The 17,726-nt window shown below is 62.9% G+C and carries 10 protein-coding genes and 3 pseudogenes; 2 read left to right on the top strand and 11 right to left on the bottom strand.

Features of this window, described 5'->3' with window-relative positions; translation table 11 throughout:
- Positions 1-32: 32 nt before the first annotated feature.
- From ETW23_RS14305 to ETW23_RS14295, 3 genes are read right to left on the bottom strand one after another with little or no spacing between them, the layout of a single operon-like run.
- Complete coding sequence (locus tag ETW23_RS14305; protein WP_134830379.1) at positions 33-689, bottom strand: DUF938 domain-containing protein; 657 nt, start codon at positions 687-689, stop codon at positions 33-35.
- A complete protein-coding gene (locus ETW23_RS14300; protein ID WP_134830378.1) occupies positions 689-1,759 on the bottom strand; it encodes an FAD-binding oxidoreductase in 1,071 nt (356 codons plus the stop codon). Before ETW23_RS14300 ends, ETW23_RS14305 begins: the two co-directional genes overlap by 1 nt.
- 4 nt (positions 1,760-1,763) lie before the next feature.
- The gene (locus ETW23_RS14295; protein WP_134830377.1) at positions 1,764-2,717 is read right to left on the bottom strand and encodes an aldo/keto reductase; all 954 of its coding nucleotides are present in this window, start codon (positions 2,715-2,717) and stop codon (positions 1,764-1,766) included.
- Positions 2,718-2,832: 115 nt separating this feature from the next.
- On the opposite strand from ETW23_RS14295, the gene ETW23_RS14290 reads away from it, so the two are divergent.
- A complete protein-coding gene (locus ETW23_RS14290) occupies positions 2,833-3,423 on the top strand; it encodes a hypothetical protein (protein ID WP_134830376.1) in 591 nt (196 codons plus the stop codon).
- Positions 3,424-3,494: 71 nt separating this feature from the next.
- Here ETW23_RS14290 and ETW23_RS14285 read toward each other — a convergent pair whose 3' ends face one another.
- The 7 genes and pseudogenes from ETW23_RS14285 to xdhA form a co-directional block, all read right to left on the bottom strand.
- On the bottom strand, positions 3,495-4,568 hold the full coding sequence (locus ETW23_RS14285) for a BMP family ABC transporter substrate-binding protein (RefSeq protein WP_129370071.1): 1,074 nt from the start codon (positions 4,566-4,568) through the stop codon (positions 3,495-3,497).
- Positions 4,569-4,633: 65 nt separating this feature from the next.
- Positions 4,634-5,554 carry an ABC transporter permease gene (locus ETW23_RS14280; RefSeq protein WP_129370072.1) on the bottom strand — a complete coding sequence of 307 codons (921 nt, stop codon included), beginning with the start codon at positions 5,552-5,554 and terminating at the stop codon, positions 4,634-4,636.
- Positions 5,554-6,636 carry an ABC transporter permease gene (locus ETW23_RS14275; protein ID WP_134830375.1) on the bottom strand — a complete coding sequence of 361 codons (1,083 nt, stop codon included), beginning with the start codon at positions 6,634-6,636 and terminating at the stop codon, positions 5,554-5,556. The genes ETW23_RS14280 and ETW23_RS14275 overlap by 1 nt, the downstream gene beginning before the upstream one ends.
- Positions 6,637-6,735: 99 nt before the next feature.
- Positions 6,736-8,251, bottom strand: a pseudogene (locus tag ETW23_RS14270) (ABC transporter ATP-binding protein).
- A pseudogene (gene xdhC, locus ETW23_RS14265) lies at positions 8,248-9,182 on the bottom strand (xanthine dehydrogenase accessory protein XdhC). Before xdhC ends, ETW23_RS14270 begins: the two co-directional pseudogenes overlap by 4 nt.
- Positions 9,172-11,502, bottom strand: a pseudogene (gene xdhB / locus ETW23_RS14260) (xanthine dehydrogenase molybdopterin binding subunit). The pseudogenes xdhC and xdhB overlap by 11 nt, the downstream one beginning before the upstream one ends.
- Positions 11,499-12,920 (bottom strand): xanthine dehydrogenase small subunit, encoded by a 1,422-nt coding sequence (xdhA, locus tag ETW23_RS14255; RefSeq protein ID WP_134830374.1) that lies wholly within the window; start codon positions 12,918-12,920, stop codon positions 11,499-11,501. Before xdhA ends, xdhB begins: the two are co-directional and overlap by 4 nt.
- 359 nt (positions 12,921-13,279) lie before the next feature.
- Here xdhA and dnaE point away from each other — a divergent pair, with 359 nt between their 5' ends.
- Positions 13,280-16,792, top strand: a complete 3,513-nt coding sequence (gene dnaE, locus ETW23_RS14250) for a DNA polymerase III subunit alpha (protein WP_129370078.1) — start codon at positions 13,280-13,282, stop codon at positions 16,790-16,792.
- 8 nt (positions 16,793-16,800) lie between these two features.
- Here dnaE and ETW23_RS14245 read toward each other — a convergent pair whose 3' ends face one another.
- Positions 16,801-17,682 carry a HEPN domain-containing protein gene (locus ETW23_RS14245; RefSeq protein WP_134830373.1) on the bottom strand — a complete coding sequence of 294 codons (882 nt, stop codon included), beginning with the start codon at positions 17,680-17,682 and terminating at the stop codon, positions 16,801-16,803.
- Positions 17,683-17,726: the final 44 nt, after the last annotated feature.

Here is a 17,726-nt window from a genome sequence, read left to right as displayed (position 1 = left end):
TGGGCCGCAGGGTCGGGCAGCATTGATCCAGATCAGAGGCGTGGTTTTTCCGCAATCAGCGCCAGGTTGTTGGCTGGCATCTCGACCGCCTGCAGCAGCTCCAGCCCGTTGCCGTGCAGCCAGCCGATAGTGTCGAAATCGTCCTTGTAGCCGATCTGCGGGTCGTGGGCGGTGAGGCTGGCATGGAACGCTTTGTCGCCCTCGCTGGTCAGCTCGCCGCCACGCAGGAAGGGGCCATAGATCACAAAGCGCCCGCCGGGGGCGAGGGAGGCGGCGGCCTCGGCGATGAGGGTGCGGGCTTCATCTTCGCTGATCAAATGCAGCAGATTTATCAGCACGACCAAATCCTGCCCCGGGTGATCTGCACCCCAGCCGGGGGCGGTGGCGTCCAGAGGAACCGGCGGGACGATGTTTGCCAGGCTCGCCCCCTCGGCATAGGCTTGGATACTGGCAAGCCGGACCGCCTCCGCTTCGCTGGGCTGCCACATCAGACCGGGCAGGCGCGCGGCATAGGCCGCGATATGCTGGCCGGTGCCGCTGGCCAGTTCCAGCGCGCGGCCTTGCGGCGGGGCAACCTCTGCCAGCAGATCGCACAGCACATCGCTGTTGCGGGCGGCGGCAGGGGCGAACAGCTTGCCATCCTCAGGTGCCGCAACCGAAGCTGATCCGGGGACAGAGCGCACTGTCATCAGCGCAGCCTTGCAGGCGACAGGGCCGCGACGGCGGACGCATCCAGTGCCGGCGTGCGGCCTGCCGCCAGATCGGCAATCAGCTGCGAGGCGGCGGGTGCAGTCATGATGCCATAGCCGCCCTGGGCCGCGCACCAGATGAAATCCGGCTGCTCGGGATCCGGGCCCAGAACCAGGGTGCCGTCGGCCACAAAACTGCGCAGCCCGGCAAAGTTGCTTTCGACCCGCGTCACCGGCTCGGTCACCATATCCTTGTAGCGCGCCAGTCCCTCGGCCAGCACCATGTCGTCGGCATAGGCGTCATGCGGGTCCACCGGGTCGGTATCGGCGGGGGAGACCAACAGCTTGCCCGCGTCGGGTTTGGCGTACCAGGTTTCACCGACACCGATCATCATCGGCCAGCCGCTGACGTCATGCCCGCCCGGCGCAGGCAACCGCGCCATCGAGCGGCGCTTGGGCTGCAGGCCGATGGTTTCCACGCCTGCCAGTGCCGCAACCTGATCCGCCCAGGCGCCCGCCGCATTGACCAGATTGCGTGCCTGATAGGATTGGCCGCCTGCAGTGACCTCCCATCCAAAAGCCGTGCGGGTGATGGCACTCACCGGCGCCTTGGTCACGATCTGACCGCCGCCGGCGCGCAGGGATTTGGCGAAATCTTGCAGCATCCTGTCGGTGTCGATATCCTCGGCCGCGCCGCTGACGGCGGCAAAGCCGACGGTATCAGGGTTCAGGATAGGGATCATGGCGCGGGCCTCGTCCAGCTCCAGCGTGGCCATCTGCAGCTCATCCACGTCGCGGGCAAAGCCCTCGGCATCCTCCTTAGCCCCCACCAGCATCAGACCGCGCGGCGACAGATAGCCGCCGTCGCGCAAATGGGCTGCGCTGGCGCGGTTCAGGTCGATGGTGGGGCCGTGGCCGTAGTTTTCCTCGAACAAGGCGGCGGAGCGGCCCGAGGAATGGTAGCCAAGCGCGTCCTCCATCTCCAGCAGGGTAACGCTGCCGAGGTCTGCAAGCCGGGCGGCGGCGCTGGTGCCGGCCATGCCGCCGCCGATGACGATGAAATCCTGCATGGGTCTAATCCTGTTCTTCCAGCCGGTCGGTCGCGGGTGCGGGCCGGGGGCTGAGTGCTTCAATTGCTTGGTAAAGGTCCGGCTCCATACCAAAATCCAGCGCTGCCAGCGAGGGTTGCAGCTGCTGGACAGTGCGGGCAGAGATGATCGGCACAGGGCGGCTGGGATGCGCTGCGGCCCAGGCAACGGCCAGAGTGGCCGGATCGGTTCCATGATCCGCTGCCAGAGCGGTCAGGGCTTGGGCGGCTTCATGCATGAAGGCCTGCCCGTAGCGGGTGCGGTAGCCTTTGTCCTCGGTGATGCGGCCGCTGCCGCCGGCGGCGTATTTGCCGGTCAGCAGCCCGCCGCCCAGCGGCGAATAGGGGACGGCGGCTATGCCCTGATCAGCGCACATCGGCAGGATTTCCACCTCGGCCTGGCGTTTCACCAGCGAATACATCGGCTGCAGGATGTCCACGGCGGTGCCCGAGGCGAGGCCTGCCATCTGCGCCTTCACCACCTGCCATGCAGCAAAGTTCGACAGCGCCGCATAGCGGATCAGCCCTTCGCTTTTCAGTGCCGCAAAGCAGTCCATGGTTTCGCGCAGGTCGGTATGCGGATCAAACCGGTGCAAATAAAGCACATCGACCATGTCGAGTCCCAGCCGGCGGCGGCTTTCGTCAAACTGAGCGCGGATATTCGCGGCGCCGGCACCGCCGGTATAGCCCGCCTTGGTGGCGATCAGCAGCTGCTCGCGCTCCTCCCGGATCAGGCGGCCCAGGATCTCCTCCGAACGGCCACCCGTATAAATCCAGGCGGTGTCAAAGTGGCTGATGCCGGCGGTGCGGCAGGCGGTATACATCCGGGCCGATTGCGCCTCATCGGCGCGGCCGCCGAACTGCATGCAGCCAAAGGCAAAGCGGCTGGCGGGGTGCCATCGGGGGTGGTCAGATTCTGCGTCATGCGCGGAGCTTGGCATAGGGGGCGCGGCAGGGAAAGACGGATTGCAGCCTTCGTGCAGCCCATGCCTGGATGCCATAATGCGGCCCGGTTTTCTTGTCAGGATAGGGGCCGCAAAGCTACGGAGAGCAAACGTGAAACAGTTTCTGATGATCGGGGCGGCGGCGCTTCTGGCAGCCTGTGCGGGACCGGAGAAGCCCGATTACTGGTCGGCAACGCGGGCAGGTTCCAGCGCGCAGGCGGGAGGGCAGACCGGGGTGCCGGCCGGGGCAAGCGGCACAGATTACCGGGCAGCAGCCGAGGCTGAGCTGGCCCCCCATGCAGCGATGCGCCCGGGCCTGCACAAGACCCGTACCGGCGCCCCATGGCTGGTGGCCCATTCGGCGGGTTTCCAGGCAGGCGGCGCACGGCTGGCCGCCCGCGAAGCCGCCGGGGCTGCAATTGCCTACAAGGCGTCTGAACGCAAGTCGCCCTATGCGGCAAAGACCAACCTGGGGGATGCGCAGACCCGGTTCCGGATCGTTACAGTGGACGGCAGCAGCTTTGCTGTGCTGTTCGCCATTAGCATGCCCAGGGCCGGGCTGCAGGCCGGTGGCAGTGCCGCGCTGCAGGAGCTGACGGCCTATGTCGCGCAGATTTCAGGCTGCGCAGTGACCGGCGCGCCGCTGGCTGAACGGGATAGCGGGCAGGTGCGGCGGCTGGCAGCGCCGGTGCGCTGTTCCTGACCGGGGCCGGGGACACCGAATGAAAAAGGCCCGCCAACCGGCGGGCCTTTCCATTTCTGAGTGACGCGCGCTTACTGCGGGATGTCGCCTTCCAGGCCTTCGACATAGAAGTTCATGCCAGCCAGGGTGCCGTCGTCTGCGGTCTCGCCCTCAGCCAGCCAGTCAGAGCCGTCCTGCTTTTTGACCGGACCGGTGAACGGATGGTAAGAGCCGTCGGCGATCGACGCCTTGATCGCAAGGGCTGCCTCTTTCACATCCGCCGGAACCGCATCGGAAATCTCGCCGATGCCAACCATGCCGGCGCCGATGCCGTCCCAGGTGTCAACCGACTCCCAGTTGCCGTCAATCACTGCCTTGGTGCGGGCGATGTAATAGGGCGCCCAGTCGTCGATGATCGAAGACACCCGCGGCTTGGGACCGTATTCCGCCATGTCAGAGGCCTGACCAAAGGTGATCACGTTGCCTGCGGCCTGTGCGGCGGCCTGCGGCGCGGTGGAGTCTGTGTGCTGCAGGATCACGTCGGCACCTTGTTCGATCAGCACCTTGGCGGCATCTGCCTCTTTCGCAGGATCGAACCAGGTGAAGGCCCAAACGATCTTGAACTGGACGTCGGGGTTCACCTTCTTGGCGTGGAGATAGGCGGAGTTGATGCCGCGCACCACTTCCGGGATCGGATAGGAGCCGATGTAGCCGACCACGTTGCTTTCGGTCATGTGGCCCGCGATGGTGCCCTGTACTGCGCGGCCTTCGTAAAAGCGGGCGGAATAGGTCGAGACGTTGTCGGCGCGTTTATAGCCGGTGGCGTGCTCGAACTTCACATTCGGGAATTTCTTGGCGACGTTGATGGTCGGGTCCATGTAGCCGAAGGAGGTGGTGAAAATCAGGTCGGCACCCTCCAGCGCCATCTGGGTCATTACCCGCTCGGCGTCCGGGCCTTCGGCGACGTTTTCCACGTACACAGTTTCGACCTGATCGCCGAATTCGGCCTCAACCGCCTTGCGGCCCTGGTCGTGCTCATAAGTCCAGCCGCCGTCGCCGACGGGGCCGACATAGACAAAGCCCACTTTGGTGGTGTCGGCCATCGCCGCGCCTGCGGCGAGGCCAAGCGCCATCGCGGCGCTGGTCAGAAGTTTGGTCAGTTTCATCAATTTCTCCCCAGTTTGGATCTTTTTGGCCCCGGGCTGCCGGGGCAGTGAAAAGCCCCCCATGTTCAACGGGAGGCGTGGAAGTTGCGGCCAAGCGAGGCGGGTGCGCTGCTTTTGTCCGCCGAAAGGATAACAAGCACAATGATCGTAATCAGATAGGGCGACATTGCCAGATACTCGACCGGAATGGCAACGCCTGCCGCCTGCAGATTGAGCTGCACCACGGTGACCCCGCCAAAGAGATAAGCACCCAGCAGCGCGCGCCAGGGTTTCCAGCTGGCAAAAACCACCAGCGCCAGGGCAATCCAGCCGATGCCGGCGGTCATGCCCTCGGTCCATTGCGGAACACGGATCAGGCTGATGTAGGCGCCGCCAAGACCGGCACAGGCGCCGCCGAACATGATCGCCATCAGGCGGATCTTCAGCACCTTGTATCCCAACGCATGGGCGGCGTCGTGGTTTTCCCCCACTGCGCGCAGCACCAGTCCGATGCGGGAATATTTCAGCACCCACCAGACCGCGGCGGTCAGCACGATACCGAAGTAAAGGATGATGTCATGGCCGAACAGGATCGGGCCGACCACGGGCAGATCGCTGAGCACCGGGATATGGATATCGCCCATCTGCGGCGGTTTCACACCGACATAGGACTGTCCCAACAGCGCCGAAAGCCCGAGCCCGAACAGGGTCAAAGACAGGCCCGAGGCCACCTGATTTGCCTGGGCAAACTGGGTGAGGATGGCAAACAGGACCGACAGGGCGGCACCGGCAATGGCGGCGGCCACGAAGCCGAGGAGCGGCGAACCGCTCTCTACCGCCACGGCAAAGCCTGCGATGGCGCCGGTGATCATCATCCCCTCAACGCCAAGGTTCAGGACGCCGGATTTCTCGACTACCAGCTCGCCTATGGCGGCCAGCAGCAGCGGGGTGGCGGCCACCATCAGCGAAGCGATGAGCAGGACCGGGTTGATTGCAGAAAGATCCATTACGCCACCTCCGGCTTGCTGAGTGCGATGCGGAAATTGGTCAACAGGTCAAAGGCCAAGAGAAAGAACAGAAGCATCCCCTGGAACACCTGAATGGCAGCGGCGGGCAGCTGCAGGTTAGATTGCGCGATGTCGCCGCCGATATATGTCAGCGCCATCAGCCCGCCTGCCAGCAAGATGCCGACAGGATGCAGACGGCCCAGGAAGGCGACGATAATGGCGGTAAAGCCATAGCCCACGTTAAAGTCGATGCTGACCTGGCCGGAGGGGCCCGAAACCTCAAACATGCCGGCAAGCCCGGCCAAAGCGCCAGAGGTGCCAAGGCAGAACAGCACCAGCCGGGTGGGGTTCACGCCGGCAAACTTGGCCGCGCGCGGCGCCTCGCCGGTCAGGCGGATGTGGTAGCCGGTCATGTGGCGGTTCAGCAGCACATAGGCAAAGATCACCGCAATCAGCGCCGCCACCACGCCCCAGTGCATGCCGCTGCCCGCGATCAGCTCAGCGTTATGGGCGGCGTCCCAGGACTGCAGGTTGCGCGAACCGGGAAAGCCAAATCCCTCCGGGTTCTTCAGCAGCCCCAATGAGACCGAGGCGAGGAACTGCTCGGCCACATAGACCAGCATCAGCGACACCAGGATCTCATTGGTTCCAAAGCGGGTTTTCAGCACCGCCGGGATCATCGCCCAGAGCCAGCCGCCAAAGGCGCCGGCGAGGACCATGAAGGGGAAAATGAGGAAGGAATCGGAAGGATAGAAGGCCAGGCCCGCGCCAGCGCCAAAGATGGCGCCCATGATGTACTGGCCCTCGGCACCGATGTTCCAGATCCCAGCGCGGAAACCCAGCGACAGGCCGATGGCGATCAGCACCAGCGGTGCGCCTTTCACCAAGAGCTGCGGGCGGTAGTAAAAGGAGAACTCGCCAAACAGCGGTTCCCAGAAAATGGTGCGGATCGCCTCCACCGGCGGTTTGCCAAGGGCTGCAAACAACAGCCCGCCAAACAGCATCGTCGCCAGCACCGCCACCAGCGGCGTTGCCATCGACCAGGCGCGCGACGGCTGCGGCCGTTTCTCAAGCCGGATCATGTAGCGGCTCCCTGTTTCATCTTTCCAAAAATACTCCCGCCCTTTGCCCGGCAGACCGCTTTGCCGCCGAGAGGGGAGGTGAAACAACTGCGGGCGGGGTCAAACATGCGCCACCTCCATGCCATGGGCGCCGCCCATCATCAGGCCGATTTCGTCTACGGTCAGGCCCGCAGCCTCGCGCGGGGCGCTCAGGCGGCCTTCGTTCAAGGCGGCAAAGCTGTCGGAGATTTCCATCAGCTCGTCCAGATCCTGGCTGATGCAGATCACCGCCGCCCCTTGGCGGCCAGATCCAGCAGCGACTGGCGGATGGCTGCGGCTGCTGCGGCATCGACGCCCCAGGTCGGCTGGTTCACCACCAGAACGTCCGGATCCTGCAGCACTTCGCGCCCGATCACGAACTTCTGCAGATTGCCGCCCGACAGCGAGCGCGCCGCATTGCCGGGACCAGGCGTGCGGACGTCAAAAGCCTTGATGATGCGCTCGGCAAATTCCTTGGTTGCAGCCCAATCCAGAAACCCGTTCTTTTCCAGCCCCTCGCGCACCGATCCGGTGAGCATGGCATTCTCCGTCAGGCTCATATCAGGCGCCGCGGCATGGCCCAGACGTTCTTCGGGTGCTGCCAGAACGCCCAGCTTGCGCCGTGCGGCGGGGCCAAGGCGGCCAATGGGCTGCCCATGCAGTTTCACCGCATCCGCATCGGTCAGGACCTCGCCGGAAAGCACACCCAGCAGTTCGTCCTGCCCGTTGCCTGCCACGCCGCCGATGCCAAGGATCTCGCCCTTTTTCACCGTCAAATGCACGTTCTTCAGTGCAGTGCCAAAGGCCGAAGGCGCCGGTACCGACAGGCCGGAGATATCCATCGCCACACCGCCGAATTCGCGGCTGCCGCGTTCGGGGTCTGCAGGGTGCTGCCGACCATCATCTCCGCCATGTCGCGGGCCGAGGTTTCGGCCGGGGTGCATTCGCCGACGTTCTTTCCCAGCCGCAGAATGGTGGCGTGATCGCAGAGCGTGCGGATTTCCTCCAGCTTGTGCGAGATATACAGGATCGAGGTACCCTCGGACTGCAGCTTCTGCAGGGTCTTGAACAGGATCTCCACCTCCTGCGGGGTCAGGACCGAGGTCGGCTCGTCCATGATCAAGAGTTTCGGGTCCTGCAGCAGGCAGCGGATGATCTCGACCCGCTGGCGCTCACCTGCCGATAAATCACCAACGGTGCGGAAGGGATCCAGCGGCAACCCATAGGTTTCCGACACTTCGCGGATGCGGGCGGCGAGGTCGCGCAACTCCGGCGGGTTCTCCATCCCCAGCGCAATGTTCTCAGCCACGTTCAAGGCGTCAAACAGCGAAAAATGCTGAAATACCATGGCGATGCCGTCAGCACGTGCCGCACGCGGCTCAGCAGGGGCGAAAGGCGCTCCGCGCAGCAGCATCTGGCCGCTGTCGGGCTTCACGAGGCCATAGATCATCTTGACCAGCGTCGATTTCCCGGCGCCGTTTTCACCAAGGAGGGCATGCACTTCGCCCTCGCCGATGTCAAAGGAGACGGAGTCATTGGCCACAACCCCGGGGTAGGCCTTGGTCAGGCCTTGCAGGCTCAACAGTGGTACACTCACGCGCGCCGGTCCTTTCTCAATTCATCTTTTGCACTCAGCCGCAGCAACTGGGCCGCGACGCCGACCGCAATCATCTGCGGATGTTTTCCAAGTTGCGGATCGCCGATCGGGCAGGCGATCCGTGAAATCCGGTCCGGGCTGTGGCCCAGGGCGGCAAGACGCGACCGGAACCGCGCCCATTTGGTTCTGGAACCGATCAGCCCAGCGAAGGCAAAGCCGCGGCCCAACAGCGCGTGGCATAGCGCCAGATCCAGCGCATGGGAATAGGTCAGCACCAAATGCACAGCGTTTTCAGGCGCATGCGGCACCAGAAGCGCAGGGTCTGTGGCAGGAACTACTGTGATGCCGGAAGGCGTTTCTGCCGGAAACCGCTCTGCGCCGGTGTCCACCCAGGTGATCTCCAGATCCGGCAGCGGTGTCAGAACGTTCACCAGTGCGCGGCCCACGTGGCCTGCGCCCCAGATCCAGACCGGGCTGTTTGGTTTATGAACAGGTTCGATCATCCAGCCGTCCACCAGCTGCGGCGCAGGGGCAGGCCCTGGCTGCGGGCGGCAGCAAGAATGCGTTTCACCGCCATCGGCATCGGCGCCGGGCTGGCGGAGCGGGCGATGATCTCCTGGTCCAGCGCGGCCAGATCCGCGGTCTCATAGACCTCGTTCAGCAGGGTGACCGCGCCGCCGCAGCATTGGCCCAGGTCCGGCCCTAATGCATGGGTGCTGAACGTCTTGGGCTCGGCTTGCAGGCGTGCGGCCTCTGCAGCTTCAAACTCCAATGTGCCGCCGCCGATGGTGCCGCTTTGGCCGTCCTTCCAAACCAGCATGGCAGTGCCGGCCTCGCGCGGGGAGGAGCCGCGGACAGCCGCGATCACCACCCGCACCACGCGGCCATGTTCCTCGACCGCCTTGCGGAGGGCCTGGACATCAAACCCCATCACGTACCCTCCGGATTGCGCGCCAGACTTCCTCCGCTGTGGCGGGGGCATCCAGCGCCGGGTAGGCATCACCAAAAGCCGAAACCGCATCGCTGAGCGCCAGCCAGGCGGAGATGCCCAGCATAAAAGGCGGCTCCCCCACCGCCTTGGAACGGTAGATGGTGTCCTCGCGGTTCTGCCCGTCATAGAGGGCAACGTTGAACACATCGGGCCGGTCCGAGCAGGCAGGGATTTTGTAAGTTGAGGGGCATGGGTGCGCAGGCGCCCGGCATCATCCCAGACCAGCTCCTCGGTGGTCAGCCAGCCGGCGCCCTGCACATAGCCGCCCTCGATCTGGCCGATGTCGATGCCAGGGTTCAGCGAGGCGCCGGCGTCATGCAGAATGTCGGCACGCAGGATACGGTTCTCGCCGGTGAGGGCGTCCACCACCACTTCGGTCACCGCGGCACCATAGGCGAAGTAATAAAACGGGCGGCCCTGGCCCTTGATCCGGTCCCATTGCACCTTGGGTGTCTTGTAAAAACCGGTGGCAGACAGGCTAACCCGGCCCTGGTAGCAGGCCATGGCGGCCTGATCGAAACTCATTTCGTCCTGGCCAATGCGCACCATACCACCTTCAAGCACCACATCGCCGGGGCGTGCCTGATGCTGCTGCGCCAGATACCCGGCCATGCGGTCGCGGATGGTGTCGCAGGCCGCCTTCACCGCCATGCCATTAAGGTCGGACCCCGACGAGGCCGCGGTGGCGGAGGTATTGGGCACTTTGGCGGTGTCGGTTGCGGTGATCCTGACCTTCTCCAGCGGGATGCCAAAGCGGCTGGCGGCAACCTGCGCCACCTTCTGGAACAGCCCCTGGCCCATCTCGGTGCCGCCGTGGTTCAGATGCACCGAGCCGTCCTGATAGACATGCACCAGCGCGCCGGCTTGATTGAGATGCGTCAGCGTAAAGGAAATCCCGAACTTCACCGGCGAAAAGGCGATACCGCGCTTCAGGTGGGTCTGGCCCTTGTTCCACTCCGCAATTGCTGCCTTGCGCGCGGCATAATCCGAGGAGCGCAACAGATCCGCCGTCATCCCTTGCAGCTCAAAATCCGTGACTTCCATGCCATAAGGCGTGGTGTTGTCTTTCCTCTTGCCCGAAATATCCCGGGGGGCGGGGGGCAGAGCCCCCCTCCGCCGGTGCGGCATAGTAATTCCGCTGCCGCAGCTCCGCTGGGTCCATCCCGAGGTCATGGGCGATATGGTCCATCACCCGCTCGATCCCGATCATGCCCTGCGGTCCGCCAAAACCGCGGAAGGCGGTGGCGCTTTGCCGGTTGGTGCGCAGGCGGTGGCTCTCAATCCTGATATCGGGGATCAGATAGGCATTATCGGCGTGCAGCATGGCGCGATCAGCCACCGGCAGCGACAGATCTTGCGCCCAGCCGCAATCCACCAGATGCAGGAACTCGACCCCTTGCAGCTGACCGTCGCCGTCAAACCCGGCGCGGTAGGAGATACGGAAGGCGTGGCGCTTGCCGGTGATCATCATGTCGTCGTCGCGGTCATAGCGCATCTTGCAAGGGCACCCGGTCAGCCGCGCCGCAACGGCACAAGCGACGGCCAAAGCATTGCCCTGGCTTTCCTTGCCGCCAAAGCCGCCGCCCATGCGGCGGGTTTCGACCCTGACACTATGCATTGGCAGACCGATGGCGTCCGCCACTTTGTGCTGGATCTCGGCTGGGTGCTGGGTCGAGGAGAAGACATGCATGCCGCCATCCTCCTGCGGCCAGGCCATTGCTGCCTGGCCTTCGAGATAGAAATGCTCCTGTCCGCCGAGCTCGAATGTGCCCTCAATCCTGCGCGGAGCGGCAGCGATGGCGGCAGCGGCGTCGCCCTTGGCATAGATGCGCGGGCCTTCCTCGAACCGGCTGTCAGCGGCAAGGGCCGCGTCCAGGGTCAGCAGGGCGGGTTCTTCGGCATAGTCCACCTGGCCCTTACGGGCAGCGATGCGGGCATTGCGGTGGCTGTCGGCAACCACCAGGAACACCGGCTGGCCGACATAGTTGACCGTGCCCGCCGCCAGCAGCGGCTCGTCATGGATCGAAGGGGAGACGTCGTTGGAAAACGGCAGCCCCTTGGCGGTCAGCACTGCCGCCACGCCGGTGCTGTGCTGGACCTCGCTCAGATGCATTCCGGTGATGTGGCCGCGGGCGATGGGGGAAAGGCCGAAGGCCAGATGCAGCGTGCCGGCGGGCGAGGGGATGTCATCGACATATCGCGCGGCGCCGGTCACATGCAGTTCGGCGGCGTCATGGGGGAGGGGTTTTGAAACGCTCATGGTTTCACCTCCAGCACCGAAACTGCCGCGCCGTTCATCTCTGCGAAACAGCGGATCAGCATATTGCGCGCGGTTTCCAGCCGGTATTCGGCTGAGGCACGCATGTCGCTCATCGGGGTGAAGTCCTGATCAATCGCAGCGGTGGCGGCCTGTATTGCGGCCTCAGTCCAGGGCTGGCCGGTCAGGGCGGCCTCTGTATAGGCAGCGCGTTTCGGGATACCTGCCATGCCGCCGAAAGCGATGCGGGCCGTGGTGATCCGGCCGTTCTCGACTGTCACGTTAAAGGCACCGAGCACGGCGGAAATGTCTTGATCAAAGCGTTTCGACAGCTTGTAAACCTTCAGCGTGCCGGGCTGGCGGGGAAAGCTGACGGTCTCGACAAATTCGCCGGGCTGGCGGTCCTGTTTGCCGTAGCTGAGGAAGAAATCCTCCAGCGGCAAATCCCGGCGATCATCCCCGTTGCGCAAATGCAGGGTGGCGCCGAGCGCGATCAATGCGGGCGGGGTGTCGCCAATGGGGGAGCCGTTGGCGATATTGCCGCCGACTGTCGCGGCGGCGCGCACCTGCTGGGAGGCGAAGCGGCGGAGCATTTCGGCGAAGGACGGGTGCAGCGGTTCCATTGCGGTGCGCAGGGCGTTCATGTCTGCCATGGCGCCAATGCGGACGGCGGTGTCTGTGACCTCAATGTCCTTCAGGTCTGTACAGCCGTCCAGGAAGATCATCTGCGGCAGGTGGCGCAGATGCTTGGTGACCCAGAGGCCGACGTCGGTGGCGCCGGCCACGAGGGTTGCATCCGGGTTGGCGCTGTAGAGTTCGGCTAGTTCGTCTGCGGAGGCGGGCAGCAGCGGGGGCGTTGGCGCAGGGGTGCCGGAGGGGGCGCTGCCCCCGGCCTGCGGCCTCCCCCGGAGTATTTCGGAAAAAGTGAAAGAGGTTTCATCCGCGATCCATTCCGGGACCGGGGCGCCGCTGGCGGCTTCGGCGGCGCGGATGATCGGGGCGTAGCCGGTGCAGCGGCAAAGGTTGCCGGCCAGCTGGTCGTCAAAATCCGCCGCACCGTTGGTGTGGGCGGTCACCATCGACATGATGAAGCCGGGCGTGCAGAAACCGCATTGGCTGCCGTGATGATCGACCATGGCCTGCTGCACCGGATGCAGGCTGCCGTCCGGGCCTGCGGCACCTTCGACAGTTCGGACAGATTTGCCGTTGAGCTGGGGCAGGAACAGAATGCAGGCATTCAGCGCTTTCGATCCGCGCCCGTCGGTGACCATGACGGTGCAGGCGCCGCAATCGCCTTCGTTGCAGCCTTCTTTGGTTCCGGTGAGACCCTTAGCGCCGCGCAGCCAGTCCAGCAGCGTGGACGATGGGTCTGCGTGTTCGATCAGAACGTCTTCACCATTCAGACGAAAGGCGAGTGCCATCTTCCCGAGACCCGCCGCGTTACCCTGTTGACCCGGTATGCCTCCCTTCGATGCGGCGTAGAAGGAAAGGCGGGCTGTGTGTTGCTTGCTGATACCAGCCTAGGGAGCAGCCCCTTGGCAAAGCAAGGAAAACCGCTGCTGCGCTGCAGTATTTCGCGGCGCAATTAAATTTCAAATGCGGCGGCTATGCTGTTAATTTTTATGCCTTTTAGCTGTATGTTTAGGGCGGGTCTCTCTTCGCGGGGCGAAACAGCTTCAAATTAATCCTGAAAATGGCGGGTAATCCTTTCGCTAATCCGGGAAGCAGGCTTTGCAGTTCGCTCTTTCACCGTGCTGCGGCAATAAGATAGCGTGGCGGCATGACAAGCTCTCCCCGATTCATTCACCTGCGCAGCCATACCGAGTATTCCCTGCTGGAAGGCGCGCTGCGGCTGAAAAAGCTGCCGGACCTGTGCAAGAAACACGGCATGCCGGCGATTGCTGTGACCGATACCAATGCCATGTTCTCGGCGCTGGAATTTTCGGTGACGCTGTCCGGTGCAGGCATCCAGCCGATCCTGGGCTGCCAGGTCGATCTGACCTTTCAGCAGGCGGAGCCGGGCGGCAAGCCCAAGCTGCCCGCGCCTCTGGTGCTGCTGGCGCAGAGCGAAGAAGGGTATGAGGGCCTGATGCGGCTGTCGTCCTGTCTGTATGTGGACAATGGCGGACAGCTGCCGCAGGTCACATTGGAGGATCTGGAGGCCAACAGCGCCGGGCTGATCTGCCTGAGCGGCGGGCCGGACGGACCGGTGGGGCTGTTGCTGCAGCAGGGACAGCGGCCGGCGGCAGAGGTGCTGATGCAGCAGCTGAAGCGGATTTTTCCGGATCGGCTGTATGTGGAACTGCAGCGCCACCCCGGCGAGCACGGCCAGCCGGAAGCGGAAAAGCAGACCGAACGCGGCCATGTGGAGATGGCCTATGCGATGGAACTGCCGCTGGTCGCGACCAATGACGTCTATTTCCCGAACACCGAAATGTACGAGGCCCATGATGCGATGATCTGCATCGCTGAGGGTGCTTATGTCGACCAGTCCGAGCCGCGCCGCCGGCTGACCGCGCAGCATTACTTCAAAAGCCAGGAAGAAATGGTGGCGCTGTTTGCCGACCTGCCCGAGGCGGTTGAAAACACGGTGGAGATCGCCAAGCGCTGCGCGTTCAAGGCCTATTTGCGGGATCCGATCCTGCCCAAATTCGCCGATGATGAGGTTTCAGAACTGCGCCGCATCGCCAATGAGGGCCTGCAGAAACGCCTGGCGGTGATCCCGCACGCGGTGAGTTTGGAGGAGTACCAGGCACGGCTGGATTTTGAACTGGGCATCATTGAGGGCATGGGATTCCCCGGCTATTTCCTGATCGTTGCGGATTTTATTCAATGGGGCAAGGATCAGGGCATTCCGGTGGGGCCGGGGCGGGGCTCGGGCGCGGGATCGTTGGTGGCTTATGCGCTGACGATTACCGACCTTGACCCGCTGCGCTATTCGCTGCTGTTTGAGCGGTTCTTGAACCCGGAACGGGTGTCGATGCCCGACTTCGACATCGACTTTTGCATGGACCGCCGCGAAGAGGTGATCCGCTATGTGCAGCAGAAATACGGCCGCGACAAAGTCGGGCAGATCATCACATTCGGTGCGCTTTTGTCCAAGGCGGCGGTGCGTGACATCGGCCGGGTCCTGCAGATGCCCTACGGTCAGGTGGACCGGCTGTCCAAGATGATCCCGGTGGAAGGGGTCAAACCTGTCTCGATTGAAAAGGCGCTGGTGGATGAACCGCGGCTGAAGGAAGAGGCGCGCAATGAGCCGGTGGTGGACCGGTTGCTGACCTATGGCCAGCAGGTCGAGGGGCTGCTGCGCAATGCCTCGACCCACGCGGCGGGGGTGGTGATCGGGGACCGGCCGCTGGATGCGCTGGTGCCGCTCTATCAGGACCCGCGGTCCGACATGCCGGCCACCCAGTTCAACATGAAATGGGTGGAGCAGGCCGGGCTGGTGAAGTTCGACTTCCTTGGCCTGAAAACCCTGACCGTCATTCAGAACGCGGTGGATCTGATCAAACAGTCTGGCCGCGATCTGCATACCGGCGAGGACGGCACGCAATTGTACGATCCGCCCGAAGGCGCGGTGAATGAAATCAACGCCATTCCGCTGGACGACAAGGTTACATACGAACTTTATTCGCGGGCCAAGACGGTGGCGGTGTTCCAGGTGGAATCCACCGGCATGATGGATGCGCTGAAGCGCATGAAGCCGACCTGCATCGAGGATATCGTGGCGCTGGTGGCGCTGTACCGGCCCGGCCCTATGGAGAACATCCCGACCTATTGCGAGGTGAAGAACGGGCTGAAGAAGATCCAGTCGGTGCATCCGCTGATCGATCATATCCTGGAGGAAACCCAAGGCATCATCGTCTATCAGGAACAGGTGATGCAGATTGCCCAGGTGATGGCCGGCTACAGCCTGGGCGGCGCCGACCTGCTGCGCCGCGCTATGGGTAAGAAGATCAAGGAGGCGATGGACGCCGAGCGCCCGAAATTTGAAAAGGGTGCCGCGGAGAATGGCGTGCCTGCCAAGAAGGCCTCGGAAGTCTTCGACCTGCTGGAGAAATTCGCCAACTACGGCTTCAACAAGTCGCACGCGGCGGCCTATGCGGTGGTCAGCTATCAGACCGGCTGGCTGAAGGCGAACCACCCGGTGGAGTTCATGGGCGGCGTCATGAACTGCGATATCCATCTGACCGACAAGCTGGCGATCTACTTTGAAGAGGTGAAGAAAGGGCTGGGGCTGAAATACGTGCCGCCCTGTGTGAACCGGTCGATGGCGACGTTTAATGTGGTCAAGGGCGAGTTGGTCTATGCGCTGGGCGCGCTGAAGAACGTTGGTGTTGACGTGATGCGGCTGGTCACCGAGGCGCGCAATGAGAGCGGGTATGATCGGGTTTTTGTGAACCTGTTCGATTTTGCCCGCCGGGTGAATTTGAAGCGCGTCGGCAAGCGGCCCTTGGAGATGCTGGCGCGGGCAGGGGCGTTTGACCAGCTCGACCCCAACCGCCGCCGGGTGTTCGAAAGCCTCGGCCCGTTGGTGGATTACTCTGCCGCGGTGCATGACCAGCGCAATTCCAGCCAGGTGTCGCTGTTCGGCGAGGCGGGCGAGGATCTGCCCGAACCACGCCTGCCGAGCGTACCGGACTGGCTGCCGGCCGAGCGGCTGAGCGAGGAATTCAAGGCGATCGGGTTCTACCTGTCGGGCCATCCGCTGGACGACTACATGCCGGCGCTGAAGCGCAAGGATGTCATGACGCTGGACGAAGTGACGGCGAAGGCCGAGCGCGGCCCGTTCATGGCCAAGATGGCGGGCGTGGTGGCCGGGCGGCAGGAGAGGAAGTCCGCCCGCGGCAACCGCTTTGCCTTTGCCCAGCTGTCGGATCCTTCCGGTGCCTTTGAGGTGACGCTGTTTTCCGAAGTGCTGGAGAAATCCCGCGAGTTCCTGGAGACCGGCGCCAAGGTTGTGATCACCGCCGAGGCGACGATGGAGAGCGATCAGCTGAAACTGCTGGTGCGCTCGGTTGGTCCGGTGGATTCGGCGATTGCCGATGCCGGGCGCAGCAGCTTGCGGGTTTACCTGAGCGATGCCGCGGCGGTTGGCACCGTGGCGCAAGTGCTGGAGGACGCCAAGGCGGCGGCCCGCAATGCTGCGCGCGGTGAGGTCTATATGTACCTGCAGGACCCGGGCCTGCCCGGCGATGTGGAGATGGATCTGGGCCAGGCGTTTCCGATCAACCCGCAGATCAAAGGGGCGCTGAAGTCGCTGGACGGGGTGCTGGATGTGGAGGAGATTTGAGGGGGAGGTTATCTCTTAGTTTGCAACATTGATTGGATTTCTAGGGTGACGTCTTTTGGCAGTTTGATAGTTTTGATAAGCCACTCCATCCCTTGCCGAAAGTTGGGTTCTAGAGGTCGTAGATTTCCATCCTTGTCTTTTGCTGTAAGTGCCTCCCAATAAAGATACAGGTAGCTGTTTACCGCAGGGCCAAACTGGGAAATTGTCAATCCTGGAGCGGCCTTGAAGATATCCGCTGGGCAACGCTGGAATTCAAAGTTCCAAGTGTGCAAGAGGTCTGCTCTTGTAGCTCCCATGTCGGGGATTGATTTCTTCAGATTGTCGATACTGCCTCTCACGGAGGCACTTACGTCTTGGGTAAGCGCGTCTCGGAAAGGCTTTCCTTGATAACTTGCCATTTCGCCTGTGGCTGGGAAATCAGCCCCAATAGTCCAATCTAAGCCGATTGTCATCCGGCGAAGGGACCAGCAGATTTGATCAAGTTTGAATAAGTAATCACCCGAGAAGTGCCAACTTACTAAGCCATAGCGACTATCAGGAGGGCCCAAATGATCCAGCTTGCTGATGAATGAGCTGACCTTTTCTTGTTGCCAAAAGCGAGTGTCTAAATCCTGAGGCTTTTCAAATGTCGTTAGAGCAAGCCCGCCATAAACATCACAATAGTCCTGGAACAGAGAGCTCAGGTTGTGAGTACCCTTCTTGAGCTGAAGCCCATTTAGGATCAGGGAAGCTTTTAGATATTTCTCAATAGCTTGGCATGCGTGCCAAAAGAACTCTGGAAAGTGGCCTAAGCGCATCCAGCGGGCGATAAGGTAATCGTTGTCGGCGGGAACTACAAAGAAGCGGTGGGCTGTAACAGACTTAAAGTGGTTAAGGCTATGAACATTCATGGGTTTTGCAATGCTATGTGAGCTGTGCTGGCAGCCTATGCGAA

It is taken from the genome of Leisingera sp. NJS201, assembly GCF_004535885.1.
Lineage (GTDB): Bacteria > Pseudomonadota > Alphaproteobacteria > Rhodobacterales > Rhodobacteraceae > Leisingera.
The sequence above is the reverse complement of the archived record's forward strand: the minus strand, read 5'-3'. Positions and strand labels throughout refer to the sequence as shown.

What these genes read in the sequence shown, in the direction of transcription:
- dnaE (WP_129370078.1), top strand. Translation starts at nt 13,280, where the DNA reads ATGACAAGCTCTCCCCGATTCATTCACCTGCGCAGCCATACCGAGTAT.
- ETW23_RS14245 (WP_134830373.1), bottom strand. Translation starts at nt 17,682, where the DNA reads ATGAATGTTCATAGCCTTAACCACTTTAAGTCTGTTACAGCCCACCGC.
- ETW23_RS14285 (WP_129370071.1), bottom strand. Translation starts at nt 4,568, where the DNA reads ATGAAACTGACCAAACTTCTGACCAGCGCCGCGATGGCGCTTGGCCTC.
- ETW23_RS14280 (WP_129370072.1), bottom strand. Translation starts at nt 5,554, where the DNA reads ATGGATCTTTCTGCAATCAACCCGGTCCTGCTCATCGCTTCGCTGATG.
- ETW23_RS14275 (WP_134830375.1), bottom strand. Translation starts at nt 6,636, where the DNA reads ATGATCCGGCTTGAGAAACGGCCGCAGCCGTCGCGCGCCTGGTCGATG.
- ETW23_RS14295 (WP_134830377.1), bottom strand. Translation starts at nt 2,717, where the DNA reads ATGCCAAGCTCCGCGCATGACGCAGAATCTGACCACCCCCGATGGCAC.
- xdhA (WP_134830374.1), bottom strand. Translation starts at nt 12,920, where the DNA reads ATGGCACTCGCCTTTCGTCTGAATGGTGAAGACGTTCTGATCGAACAC.
- ETW23_RS14300 (WP_134830378.1), bottom strand. Translation starts at nt 1,759, where the DNA reads ATGCAGGATTTCATCGTCATCGGCGGCGGCATGGCCGGCACCAGCGCC.
- ETW23_RS14305 (WP_134830379.1), bottom strand. Translation starts at nt 689, where the DNA reads ATGACAGTGCGCTCTGTCCCCGGATCAGCTTCGGTTGCGGCACCTGAG.